Genomic DNA, 18,128 nt, shown 5'->3' with positions numbered 1-18,128 from the left:
AATGGTAGTTTCGGTAAATTCAATCCCCGACAGAAACGAATTTGATTTACTACTACGCTCAACAATTGATGAGCTAAATGCTCATGCACAAAAATCATCAAAAAAAGTGGCAACACTTATGGGTAGAAATCTGGAGCCTTATGTGAGGGATGTAATGACTGAGCTGGCTATAGGAACACCATTTGAAAATTCAATTGAGCTCATTGGAGGCCAAAAATTCCCGGACATTATAGCCAATAAATTCTATGGAATTGAGGTAAAAACAACAACTCAAAACCATTGGAAAACAACGGGTAATAGTGTTTTAGAAAGTACCAGAGTGGATAATGTTGAACGCATTTTTATGTTGTTTGCAAAATTAGCAGATCCAATAGAGTTTCGTTGCCGCCCATATGAAGAAGTGCTGTCTGAGGTTGTAGTAACACATTCACCACGTTATTTGATTGATATGAATTTGGCTCCTGGAAAAACCATTTTCGATAAAATCAAAATGCCCTATGACACCCTACGCAAAAAAGAAAATCCAATAAAACCCATTGTTGATTATTATAAAAGCAAACTAAAACCTGGTGAAGAATTGTGGTGGATGGATGCTGAAAATAACAGCAAAGCAAGCAATATCGTTATCCGAATCTGGAATAATCTTTCATCAGAAGAAAAACAGGAATTGAAAAATCGGGCGATGGTTTATTTTCCTGAACTTTTTGGCAATAGTAACGATAAATTCGGGAGATTGGCCATTTGGTTGGTCACTCGTGAAGCCGTCGTTTGTCCTAATGTTAGGGATTTATTTACCGCAGGAGGAAGAAGTGATTATGCTCTTGATGGAAAAGTATATCAAAATGTGCCAAGAATATTTTTAAACTTGTTTTATAATATTCCAAGCATTGTTGAAACCATTATGCAGACACCGGCTTTTGAGCTTTCCGAATATTGGGAAACCCAAACAACAGATGAAACTAAACTGTTTGATTGGATAAATTTAGTTGCAGAGCATGCCAATAAAATACAAGACGCAAAACATTTGAATATCAGACAGATGTTGACTGAATTGTCATTAAAATAACATACTATCCCCTACTTAAAAAAATTAATAGTAATCCTCAGACTGTTAATAGTAAGGATACAAAGCAAGCGGCCTGATAACTATTGAAATATTACGTGGAAATTTAATTTGAATTTTTCAAGTAAATTAAACCAATCTGCTATTACGCATACAAATTGCGTTGATTTAATCTTTTTGTTCGACTATACTTGTTGTAAATCATATAAATAACCGGCCCAATAAAAGGTAATAGAATCTGAATAAAAGTTAGATTTGTTTTCTCTCTTTTACTTAGCCATCTATTTTTATTGATAATAACAATTGTAGATATAATAGATAAGACAATGAATCCATAATAAAATAAAGGCAATATAATTTCCATAGTTTGACCTTTTAATATTTAAAACAAGTATAGTTATTTTTTTTCATATTCTAAAATAAATAGTGCTTAAATGGCTATCCTAAAGGAACTTAATCTCATGTAGAATTTCACTATAGCTTTCTTTGCAAATAACTTTTTCGCTACCAAAACAGATTATAGCTTTCCCGTTTTCATCTTCGCATATATGTGTGATTTTCTCAATAAAAATCAGACAGCGCTTTCCGTTTGTAGTAGTGATGGTTATGTGATTATTCATAGTTTTTAATTAAGTTATCCACGTATTAAACAGTATTAAAGAGGCAATAAACAATATTCCAAAGCCAATACCTACTAATTTCAAATTATCATTCAAGGCATTCCTATTTTTTCTGAAAATTACGGAGTGAATGAGAATAAAAAGAATCCAGGCAATTATAGCTAAAAGAATAAAAAATCCGCAATACAAGTTCGTGAGATCATAACCGCCTCCGCCAATACTTTGATGGCTTTCTTTAGTTAAAGGAATACTCGCAATAATAAGTATTGGCAGAATTAAGAATGCTAGTTTTACAAAAAAGCTTTTTCGCATAGGGTTTGAAATAAGTTTAGCCACCGTTGACAAGTCTTTCTAACAATAAATCTAAATTCACGGAAGCAAATCCGGAACTATGGTCTGATAATCCATAAGGAATAATCAGGTCATTATTGTGGATAATAGAACCGCAAGAATAGACAACATTAGGTACATAACCTTCGCGTTCATCAGGATTTGGCATAATTAAAGGTTCTTTTAGGTGACCAATTTCTTTTTCAGGGTTGTCGATATCTAATAGTGAAGCTCCAATACAATAACGTCGCATTGGCCCTACGGCATGTGTTATAATAAGCCAGCCGTATTTGGTTTCAATTGGCGAGCCACAATTCCCTATTTGTACCAATTCCCAAGGATATTCAGGGCTTTGAATCTTTATTGGATTTTCCCAAATATTGATATGATCGGAATACATTAAATAATTATTCCAGCCATCAATACGTGAAAGCATCGCATATTTTCCATTGATTTTTCTTGGAAATAACGCCAGGTTCTTATTTTTTGCTCCGGAACCGTTTAGTGGACTCGTCTTAAAATCATAAAAATCATACGTCTGCAGGAGTTTTGGCATGATGTGGTTTCCGTCATATGCCGTGTAAGTACAATAGTAAATCACTTTTCCATTTTCTCTTACAAATTTGACAAAACGGGCATCTTCAATACCCTTGCTTTCAAAATCAGAGATTGGAAAAATGACTCTATCACTGATGTCTGTATCTTTAGAGAAGCTTATTTTACGGTAACTATCAGACAATTCTAAGATCATATTGTACTGCCTGATTGTTTTTTCATCCTTCGTTTTATCTTTCGCTTCAATGACAACCTTTTTGAGACTGTCATAATCAAAACGTTCGCCCAATTTTTCGTCTACATCTTTTAAAAAATCATCATTGATATCGGCCTCCTGTGCTTTCTTAAGGAAAAGCTTTTTGTTATAGACCATATTATGGATTTTTTCGGCTTCATCGATATAATTACCAGCGGGAATCACAGATATATTACTGTTTTTATCAATCATGGCACGTCGGAATACTACAGAAGAAACATGCCCCTCTCCCACTGCCCGGAAACTAATTAGTACGCGAAGTTGTCCCTCTTCCAAATTAGTCTGGTCTGGATCAGGAACAATTGATGGGTTAAAAAAAGCAGCCGACTCAATTGAATATTCATGTGTAAAATATGATCCTATCAGCAGTTTTGTGTAATCGTCAAGTTTTTCATAATTCCCACCCGCTTTTTCCACATAGATTTTTACCCTATCACAATGCTTCAGTAGCTTTTTAGTAATATTTCGATGGCGTTTTGAAAAGTCCTGTAACAACGGAGAAATTAGTCCAAAAACGGTTTCATTATCCAAAAGCAGTATTTTTTTTATCAATTCTATAGCGCGTTCTTCGCCATTAAAAAAATAGCGGGCAATGACACGTCCGGAGTCAGGATATACTTTAACAGGTTTTCGCTCAACAGATAATCTCATGGGCATTATTTTAAAAGATTTCGATGAATTTCAGGAGTAGCTATTTTGGGATAAAATAATCTTCTCTCTAAAATACGACTTTAAATCTATATGAAATGCACTCAAAATGCTAAAATTAACCCAAAACGGCAGATCAAGACCATATTTACAAGCAAATTTCATAAGTTGCAATCATTATTTTTCTTCAAGGAAGCCATAAAATTTAAAAGTTTTTTAATTTTAGCATGAATTTTGCAGAAACACTTTATCAAAAAGTATCCATGAAATCTGTTGCTTTACTCTTTATTGTTTTTTTTACTTCCCAGATGTATGCTCAGGTTGACTACAACAAGTCAATTTCGATACCTTCTGCGAATACCAAAAGCACGATGTCCATACCTTCTACAGACCCTAACCCTACTATAGATCCTAATTTTGGTGTAACAATTCCAAAATCGCTTCCAAAGTCTGACAAGTATAAAGTGGGCGAATCTGATACGGTTAATTTTGGCCAAGGCGGTGAAGAATTTGCCAATCCGGGTGATCAATACGTTAAGAAGCTAAATAAGAAACAAGGCGGAGAAGAGCAGGTTGCTGTGAAAGGAAATCAATATTTTGGAGATTTTAAGAACAATGGAGATTTTGTAAATATAGTATTCCGCGACCATGGTGCTCCGGATGGCGATATGATAAAAATTTCTGTAAATGGTGTTGTTGTAGTCTCTTCAGTTACATTAACCACTGATTTCAGAACCTTGAAACTGCCTTTAAAACCGGGCTTTAATAAGGTTGATTTTGAAGCATTGAATCAAGGAACATCCGGGCCTAATACAGCTGAGTTTCATGTTTTTGACGACAAAGGAAATCTTGTTGTAGCCAATCGTTGGAATCTGGCAACCGGTTTTAAAGCAACGGCTATTATTGTAAAAGAATAGCTAGTTGTTGTTAAGCCATTCTCTTTTTAGCATGGCATATTGAAATTCGCTTCCCCAATTTCCCTTAAAAAAGATATTCTCTATAAAGTGACCTTCTTTTCGGAACTTCAAGCTTTCCAAAAGGTTAATTGAAGCAATATTCTCTGCATCAACAGTTTCAACTATTCTATGTATGCTTTTAACGGCAAAAAGAAAATCCATTATTCCAGAAAAAGCCTCTTTTGCATAGCCTTTTTGCTGATGCAAATGTGAAATGGTCATTCCTACTTCTGCTATTCGCTCATCGTAAGCATCTAACTTTATAGCACAATCTCCTATTAGTTTTCCAGTTTCCTTACTTTCAATAGCATACTGTACCCATTCACCAGGTTTCCCGAATAATTTATTTTCTTGTTTGGCTATAAACTCCGAAGCTTCATCACGTGTCATTACATCGAACCCCTGATATTTAGTAACTTCTGGATTAGACCTGTATTTATGAAAATCGTCAAGATCCTGTTGCACAAGATTCCTGATATGCAGCCGTTCTGTATGTATTGATAAAGTTTCCATCCTTATAATTTTTCGTCCAAAGATAAAAAAGCTTTTCCCAAATTTTCAATACTATCTGAAGCTATAAAAGCATGATATCCCAACGATTTTGAACCGATATCTGCAGTCAGTCCGTGAATATATACGCCAAGAATGGCGGCTTCCTCCGGTTTATATCCTTGCGCCAATAAGCCAACAATGATTCCAGATAGCGTATCACCGCTTCCGGCTGTCGCTAAGGCCTGATTTCCGGTTGAGTTGGTATATATAGCTTTATTGGAAATTATTTGCGTAGGAGCTCCTTTTATGACGATAACCCATTTTTTTGATTCCGTCAGTTCTGCTGTTCTTTCAATCTTCTCTTCTTCAGAATTCCAATCACCAATTAATCTTTGCAATTCTTTCTTATGTGGAGTCAATATCGCTTGTTCCGGAACAAAATCGAACAGTTCCTTGTTTTTTGAAAGTATATTTATTCCGTCAGCATCAATCAGTAGAGGTTTGTCATTGTTTTTTAGGAATTCCCAAAATGCTTTTTGTGTCGCTTCATGCTGTCCCATGCCCATTCCTATTGCGATGGCATTGGGAGTGATATCAAATTCTATTTTTGAAATATATTCTTCCATTTTATCCGTAATAACCATTGCTTCCGGAAACGAAGTCTGAACACTAGTATAGCCGCATTTCGGTATAAAAGCCGTAACCAAACCACAACCTGATCTTAAACTTGCTTTTGAGGCCAGAATAATGGACCCTATTTTTCCATAACTTCCGCCAATTACTAAAGCGTGTCCTTGTGTTCCTTTGTGAGCTTGGGCTTTAATAGGTCTATAAAGCTTCAGAATTTCTTGTCTATTGATAAGTATGTGCTGCATCGTGAATACAATTTGAAAGTAATAAAGGTACTAATACCTCTCAATACAATTGGTATTTTATTTCTGAGAAAGTGAAAGTCATCGCCAATAAAGTGAAAAACGATAAAAAGAGGCGAAAAAAATATTTTTCTATTGTACTGAGTGTTAATACATTTTAATATTTATGTAAAAAAAAGATAAAAAAACTTACGAAATACTTGTAATTTATAGAATGATAAGCTACATTTGCAACCGCAAAAAAGGATAAGTTCTTTCGGATTTGTTAAGGAGAGGTGCCGGAGTGGTAACGGAGCAGATTGCTAATCTGTCGACGAGCAATCGTCGCCAGGGTTCGAGTCCCTGTCTCTCCGCTTTTTTCTCGGGGTGTAGCGTAGCCCGGTTATCGCGCCTGCTTTGGGAGCAGGAGGCCGCAGGTTCGAATCCTGCCACCCCGACAGTATTAAAATAATGGACGCATAGCTCAGCTGGATAGAGCACCTGCCTTCTAAGCAGGCGGTCGAAGGTTCGAATCCTTCTGCGTTCACAAAAAAGCAACTTCAAAAGAGTTGCTTTTTTTGTTTTTATCCCCTATGATGACTAGCTTTGAGTTCATTTGAACTTAAAGATATAAATTGAAATTTGGGATGAAAACATCTAAAGAGAATTACCTGCTGATTAGTTTTATTGTTGGCTTTTTGGTATGGCTATCAGCCACTGTATTGTTTAGGGTTGCAGGACAGTATTTTTTTATTGCTGACAATGTTTTAGTAATGGTCGTTTTATATATCATTCTTATACCAGCACTAGGTTTCATTTCAACCTCGGTCTTTAATAAATTCAAGCTTAGCAACCTTGAAAGTATAAAATCTGCAGCTATTATGGTTTTACCCGGTATGTTACTGGATACACTATGCATACAGTTTTTTGAAAAATTATTCCCCAATATGCCTGAAATCTATAGTAAAACGTTTGCTTCATGGCTAATGTTTGCCTACTCTATTGTTTTAATTTCTGGACTTTTGAGAAAAAAACAAGAGAATAAAAATTAAAGCAATTACCAATTGAGTATTGGATTCTGCTTAATTGTTTTGGATAGGGAAATCTTGATTCATTATACCGTATAAAACGTTACGCCAAAAAGAAGAAACGAAATTATGTTTGTTATACCATTGTTTTTATGTTAATAAGTGCCTTTGTTTAAGTAAAGTATAACTTTTTTTTAATATACCCTTAATTATCACTGAGTTACATTATTGGTAACTTTGGATATGGGACTCTTAAAAAACATAGACGTAATTAGAAGAAGCTTAATGCGTAGAATGGCTACCAACATTGGCAGTTCTCGTATTGGAAAAAAATCGTATTTAAAAGATCCTTACAAAGTAAAAAGGGTCTTGATTTCGAGGCCTAACGGCAGGCTTGGAAATCTTTTGCTGATAACTCCCATAGTCCAAGAGGTGGAGACAATTTTTCCGAATTGTAAAATCGATCTCTTTGTAAAAGGCAGTGTGGCACCTATAATATTCCAGAACTACGAGTCAGTTGACCGCATTATCCAACTCCCTAAAAAACCTTTCAAGAGCCTGTTGCGATATGCCTGGGTATGGTTATCTCTAAAAACAAAACGTTATGATATCGTAATTAATGTCGTAAGCTATTCATCATCGGGCAGGCTCTCGGTACAATTTGCAACTTCCAAGCATAAGTTTTTTGGTGAGATTGATGCAGCCAAGTTATCAAAATATAAAGAATATAAACATATAGCTAAACAGCCGGTGTATGGCCTTAGAGAATATCTGGCTCAGATAGACTATCCCATAATTAAAAAGCCCGTTCCTGATTTGAATCTAAAGCTGAGTACGGCAGAACTTATGAAGGGTAAAAGAACGTTAGAAGAGCTGGTAGGCAACAAGAAACAAACCATCTGCCTGTTTACCTATGCTACTGCCCATAAGTGTCATTCAAAATTGTGGTGGGCCAAGTTTTATAAAAAACTAAAAAAAGACTTTCCTAAATACAATATTATTGAAGTCTTACCGGTAGAGAATGTATCACAAATTGACTTTAAGGCACCAACTTTTTATAGTAAAAATATACGTGAAATAGGAGCATTAATAGCTCACTCAACTGTTTTTATTGGCGCTGATAGTGGGATTATGCATTTGGCGAGCGCCGTAAATACTCCAACCATCGGACTGTTTTCTGTACCTAATCTAGAAGTATACGAACCTTACAACAGTAAAAGCAAAGCCATAAACACCACAAAGTTAACAATCCGCAAGTGCATTAAGGAAGTAAAAGACATTCTTGTCGCCTTAATGCCTTTCATAGAGGCCGCTTAAGTGGATTTGTGGCAGAACAAAAAATAATCATTCTGCCACCAGAACTCCACAGTTTTATAAACGGTTCTTTAAGAAATCGTTGCTACCGCTTCTTTTATTAATTCCGATATTTCTTTTGGACGAACTGCTAAAGAGGCATGGCTTGCATCCAAATGAATAATTTTCTTAGGATTCATTCTTTCTGCCATTTCTTTTTGAGTTGCAGGTGGAATCATATGATCTTTATCCGAAACCTGATACCAGCTTGGTTTTGTTTTCCATGCCGGCTCCCCTACTTCAGTTCCAAAAATACTTCCATGAATAGGTTTTTGAGATAGAGACATTACAATTGAATCTTCTTTGTTCAGATCCTGTGCAAAGCTTTCATGAAATTTATCGTATTTGACCCACAGAAATCCTTTTTCATCCGGATAGATATTTGCAGCACCAGATGGCTGTTCTCTGCGGGCAAAGATTCCGCCTAGACTTTCTCCTTTATCTGGAGCAAAAGCGGCAATATACACCAGCCCTGCCACTTTATCATGATGGCCAGCACCTGAAATTACGGCACCACCATAAGAATGTCCTACTAAAAGTACTTTTCCTGGTTGCATATCAATCAGGTCTTTTGTTTTTTGAATGTCATCTGCTAAAGATGTCAATGGGTTTTGAACGCTTCTTACCGAATATCCCTCATTATGTAGGTTTTCAATAACGTGTCTCCAGTGCGAACCATCTCCCCAAGCACCGTGAACTAAAATAATTGTTACGTTTTTATTTTCCATGCTGCTCGATTTTAATTGTTTAACACTATAAATTTACAACCATTACTAATACAATAGGGTTTACTTAAGTTAACATTTTAGCATCTTATTTAGAATCTATTTAGCGACTATAATTTTCGCTGTCAGCTCTACTAATTTAAATTTTCTATACTTCTTTTATATCTATAATAAATCCCTGCCCTAAACTTTGTTAATTTTGAATTTAATTCAAAAACTGATTTCGGATTATCCAAAAAAGAATTAAATTCGCAAAAACAAACAAAGAATTAAACAATTATGAATAAAAAAGTTGTCATTGTATCTGCTGCCAGAACTCCAATTGGAAGTTTTATGGGAGCTCTTTCTACTGTTAGCGCTTCACAATTAGGAGCTGTTGCAATCAAAGGCGCATTAGATAAAATCAATTTAGATCCAAAACTTGTTGATGAAGTATTCATGGGGAATGTTGTTCAGGCTGGCGTTGGTCAGGCTCCAGCGCGTCAAGCGGCTTTATATGCAGGTTTGCCAAATAGCGTTATTGCAACAACAGTAAATAAAGTTTGTGCTTCTGGTATGAAAGCGGTTATGATGGGTGCTCAATCAATCATCAGCGGTGATGCAGAGATTATCGTTGCCGGTGGTATGGAAAACATGAGCTTGATTCCACACTATCTTCATTTAAGAAATGGTCATAAATTTGGCCCGGCTTCTATGATTGACGGTATGCAAAAAGACGGACTTACTGATGCTTATGATAATAATGCTATGGGAGTTTGTGCTGATCTTTGTGCTACAGAATATAAAATTTCCAGAGAAGAGCAAGACCAGTTTGCAATCCAGTCGTATGAGCGTTCAGCAAAAGCATGGGATGCAGGAAAGTTTGATAATGAAGTAGTTCCTGTGGCTGTTCCGCAAAGAAAAGGTGACCCAATTATGGTAACCAGAGATGAAGAATATACTAATGTAAAATTAGATAAAATTCCTAGCTTGAATCCTGCTTTTACAAAAGAAGGAACTGTAACTGCAGCTAATGCTTCTACTATCAATGATGGTGCAGGTGCTGTTGTTTTGATGAGCGAAGAAAAAGCAAAAGCTTTAGGATTGAAGCCTCTAGCTTATATCAAGAGTTATGCTGATGCAGCACAAGAGCCAAAATGGTTTACAACTTCTCCTGCAAAAGCATTACCAAAAGCATTAGACAAAGCAGGAATTGCTATCTCTGATGTAGATTTCTTCGAATTCAACGAAGCTTTTTCAGTAGTAGGTTTAGCAAATGCTAAAATCCTAGGACTAGATGGCAGCAAAATAAACGTTAACGGAGGTGCCGTTTCTTTAGGTCACCCTCTAGGATGTTCTGGCGTTAGAATTATCATTACTTTGCTAAATGTATTGGAGCAAAATAATGCTAAAGTTGGAGCTGCAGCTATTTGCAACGGCGGTGGTGGTGCTTCTGCTATCGTAATTGAAAGAGCATAAAAAAAGCATAAAATTATATTCTATAATGATGGATTTTGGATTTAAATGATTTTGTATCTTTAAAATCCGAAATTCATCATTTAATTTAAAGCAAACCCTCAATGTTTGGAATTTGTAATCTGGCCATAATACCTTTAAGATTTGAACCTAGCGACCGAAGCGAAATAGTATCCCAAGTACTTTTTGGTGAGCATTTTAAAATTTTAGAGCAAAACAAGCAATGGGCAAAAATCCAATTGCATTTTGATGATTATGAAGGCTGGATTGATGAAAAACAATTCCAGGTTATTTCTGAAACAGATTACAATCAGCTTAGCAATGAAGCTACAATTCTCAATGCAGATCTGATTGAGTATGTAAATTCGCCTAACAATTTGCTGATGCCTATTCCTCTAGGTGCGTCACTTTCTTTCCTAAGCAATCCTGCAATAAATAAAAATAATCTGGATTTTGAAGGAATGAAAATTAGCGGTTTAAAACCAAAAGCTAATTTGATAAATACTGCATTTATGTATTTGAATGCTCCCTATTTATGGGGAGGAAAAACACCTTTTGGTATTGATTGCTCCGGATTAACTCAGATGGTTTACAAATTAAACGGCTATAAACTAATGAGAGATGCTTCACAGCAGGCCACACAAGGCGAAGCATTAAGTTTTATTGAAGAAAGCGAGCCTGGAGATTTAGCTTTTTTTGATAATGAAGAAGGGAAAATAATACATGTTGGCCTTATTATGGACGACAATTACATTATACATGCCAGTGGAAAAGTTAGGATTGACAGATTGGACCACCTTGGAATTTATAATGCCGAAACCAATAGGCATACTCACAAACTAAGAGTCATCAAGAAAATAATATAAATAAAAAAACCGAAGATTTCTCTTCGGTTTTTTTATGTCTTTTTACGACGGTATACTAATTATTAAATGACGCTTTTAAAGCTTTTGCTTCAGATGTCATTTCAAGATAGTTGTATACGTTTAGCAAAGTTCTGTAGATATCCTCATTTTTAGAATCCAATTTGTTTGCTTTTTCAAGATATGGTAAAGTGCTTTTAAAAATAGTTTCTCTTTTTGCCTTTAACTCATCATATCTTTTATTGTCTTTCGCAGAAGTACCTAATTTGTTCATTTCATCAACAATTGCAGTATCTCCGTTTAATTTTACAACAGAAAGATTTAGGTAAGCATTGATATAATTAGGATCTAGCTCAATAGCTCTCTTGTAATATTTTTCAGCCTCAGCATTTTCATTAGCCTGTGCAGAAATCACACCCAAATTGTAGAATAGATTAGGATCGCTTGGGCTTTTTTCAATAATTTGAGAAATGATTTGCTTATAACCATTCATATCGCCACTCTTCATAAACAAATCTGCTTGAGTCATTGCTAAAGAAAGATCATCAGGATTGGCTGCTCTAGCTTCAGCTACAGCTTTTGTAGCGGCAGCAACATCACCTTTACTGTTATAAATCAAAGCTACATTTTTATAAATTTCTCCTCGTTTTGATTTAACATGTTCTGTTCTTGGCTTCTCATGAGTTCCAATTTTTACTGACTTATCTCTGTCAGCTAATGAAGCAAAAGTTACTTCTTGACCACTCAACTTACTTGTTGCCATATATTCTGATCTCTCACCAGAAAAATTCTGCTTGATAAGCTCATTATAATACGTTAATGCTTTGTCATAATCTTTATCATTAACAGCATAATTTCCAGCATAGTAAAGCTTTTCTAGATCCGTTTTATCTAAAAGATATAGGCTGTATAATACAGTAGTTGCATCTTTATAGTTTTTTTGCTTACCCAGGTTTACTGCATAATTCAACAATAAAGGTTTCATATCAACAAGATCTTCATTGATGCTTTTTGTCAAAACTTGTTTACCGGAAGTCTTTTCAAATTCAAGAACTTTATCTGTGTTTTCTGCTAATTGAGCAATATTATTCGGATTGAATATTTTAATTAAAGCCCCTTGTGGATTTGCTTTGTTCTCAGGTCTAGCCATTGCTTCTTGTGCTTCAACAAAAGGCAAAAGTGATTTATAGTAGTTCAAATAAATCTTATCAGACTCTGATGCACTTGCTAATAATGGTTCAGCTTTTTGAAGAGCCTCTTTATAATCTTCCAAATCTTTTGATTTGATCAGCTCCTTTTCATAAACCTTCTTTAATGTTTTAAGCTCATCTTTTTGGGCATAAGTCAAACCCGATACCAGAAAAGCTGATGCTAATAATAAATGTTTACTTTTCATATTCATTTAATTTTGGTTATATAGTAGTTGTGTTATTCTTCATTATTTTCAACTTCGGCTACATCATCATTGCTAGATGCTTCCAAGGCTGTATTTTCACCATCTTCTTCAGTTTCATCAATAACCTCTTCACGGATTACTTTTGTTACTGCAGCAATAGAGTCATTGCCTTTGATGTTGATTAATCGGACTCCTTGAGTTGCTCTACCCATGACACGAAGGTCAGAAACTTCCATACGGATAGTTAATCCAGACTTATTGATAATCATCAAGTCATCTGCATCCGTAACGTTATTGATGGAAATCAGCTCGCCTGTCTTATCTGTAATGTTCAATGTTTTCACACCTTTACCTCCTCTATTTGTGATTCGGTAATCTTCAAGTGAAGAACGTTTTCCATAACCGTTTTCAGAAACAACCAAGATTTCGCTCTCCATATCGTTTACAGAAACCATACCAATTACTTCATCTTTGTCGTGTCCTAAGGTGATACCTCTAACACCAGATGCGCTTCTTCCCATAGGACGCGTCTTACCTTCTTCAAAACGTACCAATTTACCTGATTTCACGGCAATAAGAATTTGGCTTTCCCCGTTCGTTAGTTTTGCTTCTAGTAGTTCGTCATCTTCCTTAATTGTAATAGCAGCAATACCATTAACTCTTGGACGAGAATATTGTTCCAGCAATGTCTTTTTAACCTGACCTTGCTTGGTTGCCATAATTACGTAATGAGAATTGATGTAGTCTTGGTTTTTCAAATCCTGCGTACAGATAAACGCCTTGACTTTATCATCATTCTCAATATTGATAAGGTTTTGGATAGCTCTTCCTTTTGATGTTTTTGTTCCTTCAGGAATTTCATATACTCTCATCCAGAAACATTTTCCTTTTTGAGTAAAGAACATCATATATTGGTGGTTTGTTGCTACGAAAAGATGCTCCAAGAAATCCTGATCTCTTGTTGCCACTCCTTTTTGGCCTACTCCACCTCTATTTTGTGTTTTATATTCTGAAAGGTTGGTTCTCTTGATATAACCGGCATGAGAAATTGTAATTACTACATTTTCATCGGCAATCAAATCTTCAATACTTACATCACCACCAGAGTACTCAATAATCGAACGACGTTCGTCACCATATTTATCTCTGATCTCAGTTAATTCTTCTTTGATTAAAGCCATTCTCATTTCTTTGCTTGCCAACAATTCTTTTAAGTGAGCAATCAATTTCATGATTTCGTCATATTCTGCACGCAATTTATCCTGCTCCAGACCTGTCAATTGTCTCAAACGCATTTCGACGATAGCTTTTGCCTGGATTTCAGAAAGATTGAATCGCGCAATCAATTTTTCTCTTGCCTGATCCGTATTGCTTGACGAACGAATCAATTGGATTACTTCGTCAATATTATCAGAAGCAATAATTAATCCTTCTAAGATATGAGCTCTTTCTTCTGCTTTACGCAACTCGTATTGTGCTCTACGGGTTACAACCTCATGACGGTGCTCCACGAAATGAAGAATCAAGTCTTTTAGGTTTAGTAATTGAGGTCTTCCGTTAACCAACGCAATGTTGTTTACGCTGAAAGACGATTGCAATTGTGTATACTTATATAAGGTATTCAAAACAACATTAGGAACAGCATCGCGTCGTAAGATATATACGATACGCATACCGTTTCTATCCGATTCGTCTCGGATGTTTGAAATACCGTCAATTTTTTTATCGTTTACCAAGTCGGCTGTTTTCTTGATCATATCAGCCTTATTCACCTGGTATGGGATTTCGGTAACTACAATGCATTCTCTTCCGTCAACTTCTTCAAAATTGACTTTAGCTCGCATTACAATTCTTCCTCTTCCCGTTTTGAAAGCTTCGCGAACGCCTTCATATCCATAGATAATACCTCCAGTTGGAAAATCCGGAGCTTTGATATGATGCATCAGTTCGTCAATCTCTATATCATTATTATCGATGTAAGCTAATGTTCCATCAATAACCTCGGTTAAATTGTGAGGAGCCATATTGGTAGCCATACCAACAGCAATACCAGAAGCACCATTTATTAATAAGGTAGGAACTTTTGTAGGCATTACCTTAGGTTCTTCCAAGGTGTCGTCAAAGTTCAGCTGGAAATCGACTGTCTCTTTGTCAATATCTGCCATTATTTCCTCTGCGATCTTGCGCATTCTGGCTTCAGTATAACGCATCGCTGCCGGACTGTCACCATCAACAGAACCAAAGTTACCCTGACCATCTACTAAAAGGTAGCGTAAACTCCATTCCTGAGCCATACGTACCATAGCATCATAAACAGATGTATCGCCGTGTGGGTGATATTTACCTAGAACTTCTCCAACAATTCTTGCTGATTTTTTGTGTGCTCTATTTGAAAAAACTCCTAATTCGTACATACCAAAAAGTACTCTTCTATGTACGGGTTTCAAACCATCTCTAACATCAGGAAGCGCTCTGGAAACAATTACAGACATCGAATAATCGATGTAAGAAGATTTCATTTCGTCTTCTATGTTAATAGGAATCAACTTTTCTCCTTCAGCCATAAGTATTTATATTAAAAAATTAAATTCGTTTCAAAACGTGCCAATATACGCAATTCGCAACATTTTCAGCATATTTTTCACTACTAATTTTTGAGATTTATCAACATAAAAAAGCCACTCAATAGTTGATAAATAGTTTTTATCATATTTTTATTTTCGGGGATTTTTTTGTCACTTAGCTGTCAGTACTTATGTCAGGGTATGATTTTTGTATTTACTCAACAAATTCATTAAATTTACAAGACCAATATTTTATATTATGGATGATAATTTTTCACCAAGAGTAAAAGATGTAATCACTTACAGTAAAGAAGAGGCACTACGTTTGGGTCATGACTTTATTGGAACTGAACATTTAATGTTGGGGATTTTACGAGATGGAAACGGTAAAGCAATAAATATACTTAATAATCTATCTATAGATTTAGAGCATTTGCGCAGAAAAGTCGAAATATTAAGCCCAGCAAATCCTAATGTTGAAGCAAGCAATGAAAAGAGAAACCTTCATTTGACGCGTCAGGCAGAAAGAGCATTGAAGACGACTTATCTGGAGGCCAAAGTTTTTCAGAGTCCTTCCATTAGCACCGCACACTTATTGTTGTGCATTTTGAGAAACGAAAATGATCCCACAACCAAGCTGTTGAATAAGATGAAAATCGATTACGATTCAGCTAAAGAACAATATTTGAATATGACACCAAACAGCGAAGAAGAATTTTTGAATGACTTGCCTAAAAACGAATCTTATAATGACGATTCCGGACAAGATGACAGCTTAAAAGAAGGTGCTTTTAATACGCCAGCGAGCAAATCCAATAAAAAATCAAAAACTCCGGTTTTAGACAACTTTGGACGTGATTTGACAGAAATGGCAGAAGAAGGCAAATTAGACCCTGTTGTTGGACGTGAAAAAGAAATTGAGCGCGTATCACAGATTTTAAGCCGAAGAAAAAAGAACAACCCACTTTTAATTGGAGAGCCTGGTGTAGGTAAATCAGCTATTGCTGAAGGACTTGCCTTAAGAATTATCCAAAAGAAAGTGTCACGTATCTTATTTAACAAGCGTGTCGTTACATTGGATTTGGCCAGCTTAGTTGCAGGAACCAAATACCGTGGACAGTTTGAAGAGCGTATGAAAGCCGTAATGAACGAGCTGGAAAAGAATGATGATATTATTCTATTTATAGATGAAATCCACACTATTGTTGGGGCTGGTGGAGCTACAGGTTCACTTGATGCTTCTAACATGTTCAAGCCTGCTTTGGCAAGAGGAGAAATCCAATGCATTGGAGCAACAACTCTTGATGAATACCGTCAATATATAGAAAAAGACGGTGCTTTAGAAAGACGTTTCCAGAAAGTAATTGTTGAACCTACTTCTGTAGCCGAAACTATTACGATTTTGAACAACATCAAAAACAAATATGAAGATCACCATAACGTAACCTATACACAAGAAGCTATTGAAGCCTGTGTGAAATTGACAGACCGATATATGTCGGAACGTTTCCTTCCCGACAAAGCTATAGATGCTTTGGATGAAGCGGGTTCACGTGTTCACATTACCAATATTGATGTTCCAAAACAGATTTTAGATTTGGAACGCCAATTAGAAGAAGTCAGAGAGCTTAAAAATACGGTTGTCAAAAAACAAAAGTATGAAGAGGCCGCTAAACTTCGTGATGACGAAAAGCGTATTGAAAAAGATTTGGCAATAGCTCAGGAACAATGGGAAGAAGATTCAAAAAACAATCGTATTCAGGTTACAGAAGATAACGTTGCCGATGTGGTTTCGATGATGTCTGGAATTCCTGTAAACAGAATTGCTCAAACTGAAAGTAATAAATTAGCTAGGCTACCTGAACTAATTGAAAATAAAGTAATTGGTCAAAAAGAAGCAGTATTAAAAATTGCTCGCTCTATCCAAAGAAATCGTGCCGGATTAAAAGATCCGAATCGCCCGATTGGTTCCTTTATTTTCTTAGGACAAACCGGTGTTGGAAAAACACAATTGGCTAAAGTTATCGCTAAAGAATTGTTCGATTCTGAAGATGCATTGGTTCGTATAGATATGAGCGAATACATGGAGAAATTTGCGATTTCAAGATTAGTTGGAGCGCCTCCGGGATATGTTGGATATGAAGAAGGTGGGCAATTAACTGAAAAAGTGAGAAGAAAACCTTACTGTGTAGTACTTCTAGATGAGATTGAAAAAGCGCATCCAGATGTTTTCAACATGATGTTACAGGTTTTGGATGATGGATACCTGACAGATAGTTTAGGACGCAAAATCGATTTCAAAAACACTATTATTATCATGACATCAAACGTTGGAGCCCGTCAATTAAAAGATTTTGGACAAGGCGTTGGTTTTGGAACTGCTGCAAAAGTATCCCAAGCTGATGAAAATGCGAAGAGTGTTATTGAGAATGCTTTGAAAAAAGCTTTTGCACCTGAGTTTTTAAATAGAATTGATGATGTAATCGTATTCAACGCTCTTGAAAAAGAACATATCGATCAGATTATCGAAATTGAATTGAAAAAACTATATGCTAGAGTTGCAGAATTAGGTTACAACCTGGATTTATCTGAAAAGGCAAAAGCGTTTATTGCCGACAAAGGTTTTGACAAGCAATTTGGAGCCAGACCTCTAAAAAGAGCCATTCAAAAATATGTGGAAGATGCTTTAGCAGAAGAAATTATTACTTCTAAAATCAGCAGCGGAGACCTTATATTTATGGATCTGGATGAAACGTCACAAGAATTGACGGTTCAAATCAAAAAAGCAGAAGAACCTGCTAATTAACAGGTTTTACTATATCTAATTTCAGGCCACTGATTTAGAGACAGATGAAGATTCTCACCAGAATTTCCAAAGTCCTAAATCAGTGGCTTGATTATTTTAATACAATAAGAAATGTTTTTTTCTAAGTCTAATTCTTTTGCCGCTGATTTAAGGATTTTAAAAGATTT

Annotated in this window: 15 protein-coding genes and 3 tRNA genes; 10 read left to right on the top strand and 8 right to left on the bottom strand. The window is 35.8% G+C overall.

Going from position 1 to position 18,128, the window contains the following annotated elements; genetic code table 11:
• Nucleotide 1: 1 nt before the first annotated feature.
• Nucleotides 2–1,066 carry a hypothetical protein gene (locus FJA49_RS05950; RefSeq protein ID WP_139999856.1) on the top strand — a complete coding sequence of 355 codons (1,065 nt, stop codon included), beginning with the start codon at nucleotides 2–4 and terminating at the stop codon, nucleotides 1,064–1,066.
• A 440-nt stretch (nucleotides 1,067–1,506) separates the two neighbouring features.
• Here FJA49_RS05950 and FJA49_RS18400 read toward each other — a convergent pair whose 3' ends face one another.
• The 3 genes from FJA49_RS18400 to FJA49_RS05940 are packed head-to-tail and all read right to left on the bottom strand — an operon-like array spanning nucleotide 1,507 to nucleotide 3,475.
• The gene (locus tag FJA49_RS18400; RefSeq protein ID WP_158629450.1) at nucleotides 1,507–1,683 is read right to left on the bottom strand and encodes a hypothetical protein; all 177 of its coding nucleotides are present in this window, start codon (nucleotides 1,681–1,683) and stop codon (nucleotides 1,507–1,509) included.
• A 9-nt stretch (nucleotides 1,684–1,692) separates the two neighbouring features.
• On the bottom strand, nucleotides 1,693–1,995 hold the full coding sequence (locus tag FJA49_RS05945; RefSeq protein WP_139999854.1) for a hypothetical protein: 303 nt from the start codon (nucleotides 1,993–1,995) through the stop codon (nucleotides 1,693–1,695).
• A 16-nt stretch (nucleotides 1,996–2,011) separates the two neighbouring features.
• Nucleotides 2,012–3,475, bottom strand: coding sequence for a glycoside hydrolase family 130 protein (locus tag FJA49_RS05940; RefSeq protein WP_139999852.1), 1,464 nt, complete (start codon nucleotides 3,473–3,475; stop codon nucleotides 2,012–2,014).
• 224 nt (nucleotides 3,476–3,699) lie between these two features.
• Between FJA49_RS05940 and FJA49_RS05935 the strand changes: the two genes are divergently transcribed.
• A complete protein-coding gene (locus FJA49_RS05935) occupies nucleotides 3,700–4,389 on the top strand; it encodes a hypothetical protein (RefSeq protein ID WP_139999850.1) in 690 nt (229 codons plus the stop codon).
• On the opposite strand, the gene FJA49_RS05930 is transcribed toward FJA49_RS05935, so the two are convergent.
• Together FJA49_RS05930 and FJA49_RS05925 are read right to left on the bottom strand one after the other, a co-directional pair.
• Nucleotides 4,390–4,941: a GNAT family N-acetyltransferase gene (locus FJA49_RS05930; protein ID WP_139999848.1), complete on the bottom strand. Its 552-nt coding sequence runs from the start codon at nucleotides 4,939–4,941 to the stop codon at nucleotides 4,390–4,392.
• 2 nt (nucleotides 4,942–4,943) lie between these two features.
• Nucleotides 4,944–5,795, bottom strand: a complete 852-nt coding sequence (locus FJA49_RS05925) for an NAD(P)H-hydrate dehydratase (protein ID WP_139999846.1) — start codon at nucleotides 5,793–5,795, stop codon at nucleotides 4,944–4,946.
• Between the two features lie 266 nt (nucleotides 5,796–6,061).
• Between FJA49_RS05925 and FJA49_RS05920 the strand changes: the two genes are divergently transcribed.
• The 5 genes from FJA49_RS05920 (at nucleotide 6,062) to FJA49_RS05900 (ending at nucleotide 8,116) form a co-directional block, all read left to right on the top strand.
• Nucleotides 6,062–6,145, top strand: a tRNA-Ser gene (locus FJA49_RS05920).
• A gap of 9 nt (nucleotides 6,146–6,154) precedes the next feature.
• A tRNA-Pro gene (locus FJA49_RS05915) sits at nucleotides 6,155–6,229 on the top strand.
• A gap of 15 nt (nucleotides 6,230–6,244) precedes the next feature.
• Nucleotides 6,245–6,318 (top strand) — tRNA-Arg (locus FJA49_RS05910).
• Between the two features lie 100 nt (nucleotides 6,319–6,418).
• Entirely contained in the window at nucleotides 6,419–6,823 is a 405-nt protein-coding gene (locus FJA49_RS05905; RefSeq protein ID WP_139999844.1) for a DUF5367 domain-containing protein, read from the top strand.
• A gap of 270 nt (nucleotides 6,824–7,093) precedes the next feature.
• Nucleotides 7,094–8,116, top strand: a complete 1,023-nt coding sequence (locus FJA49_RS05900; RefSeq protein ID WP_233590076.1) for a glycosyltransferase family 9 protein — start codon at nucleotides 7,094–7,096, stop codon at nucleotides 8,114–8,116.
• Nucleotides 8,117–8,184: 68 nt separating this feature from the next.
• Here FJA49_RS05900 and FJA49_RS05895 read toward each other — a convergent pair whose 3' ends face one another.
• Nucleotides 8,185–8,880, bottom strand: a complete 696-nt coding sequence (locus tag FJA49_RS05895; protein WP_139999840.1) for an alpha/beta hydrolase — start codon at nucleotides 8,878–8,880, stop codon at nucleotides 8,185–8,187.
• A 276-nt stretch (nucleotides 8,881–9,156) separates the two neighbouring features.
• On the opposite strand from FJA49_RS05895, the gene FJA49_RS05890 reads away from it, so the two are divergent.
• Entirely contained in the window at nucleotides 9,157–10,335 is a 1,179-nt protein-coding gene (locus FJA49_RS05890; protein WP_139999838.1) for an acetyl-CoA C-acyltransferase, read from the top strand.
• 101 nt (nucleotides 10,336–10,436) lie between these two features.
• Complete coding sequence (locus FJA49_RS05885; RefSeq protein WP_139999836.1) at nucleotides 10,437–11,198, top strand: C40 family peptidase; 762 nt, start codon at nucleotides 10,437–10,439, stop codon at nucleotides 11,196–11,198.
• A gap of 55 nt (nucleotides 11,199–11,253) precedes the next feature.
• Here the strand turns inward: FJA49_RS05885 and FJA49_RS05880 are convergent, their stop codons facing one another.
• The gene (locus FJA49_RS05880) at nucleotides 11,254–12,591 is read right to left on the bottom strand and encodes a tetratricopeptide repeat protein (RefSeq protein ID WP_158629449.1); all 1,338 of its coding nucleotides are present in this window, start codon (nucleotides 12,589–12,591) and stop codon (nucleotides 11,254–11,256) included.
• A 32-nt stretch (nucleotides 12,592–12,623) separates the two neighbouring features.
• Nucleotides 12,624–15,155, bottom strand: a complete 2,532-nt coding sequence (gene gyrA / locus FJA49_RS05875) for a DNA gyrase subunit A (protein ID WP_139999832.1) — start codon at nucleotides 15,153–15,155, stop codon at nucleotides 12,624–12,626.
• A gap of 259 nt (nucleotides 15,156–15,414) precedes the next feature.
• Here gyrA and FJA49_RS05870 point away from each other — a divergent pair, with 259 nt between their 5' ends.
• Complete coding sequence (locus FJA49_RS05870) at nucleotides 15,415–17,961, top strand: ATP-dependent Clp protease ATP-binding subunit (RefSeq protein WP_139999830.1); 2,547 nt, start codon at nucleotides 15,415–15,417, stop codon at nucleotides 17,959–17,961.
• Nucleotides 17,962–18,128: the final 167 nt, after the last annotated feature.

This window comes from Flavobacterium microcysteis, from assembly GCF_006385255.1.
Classification (GTDB): domain Bacteria; phylum Bacteroidota; class Bacteroidia; order Flavobacteriales; family Flavobacteriaceae; genus Flavobacterium; species Flavobacterium microcysteis.
This window is presented reverse-complemented; position numbering and strand designations above follow the sequence as displayed.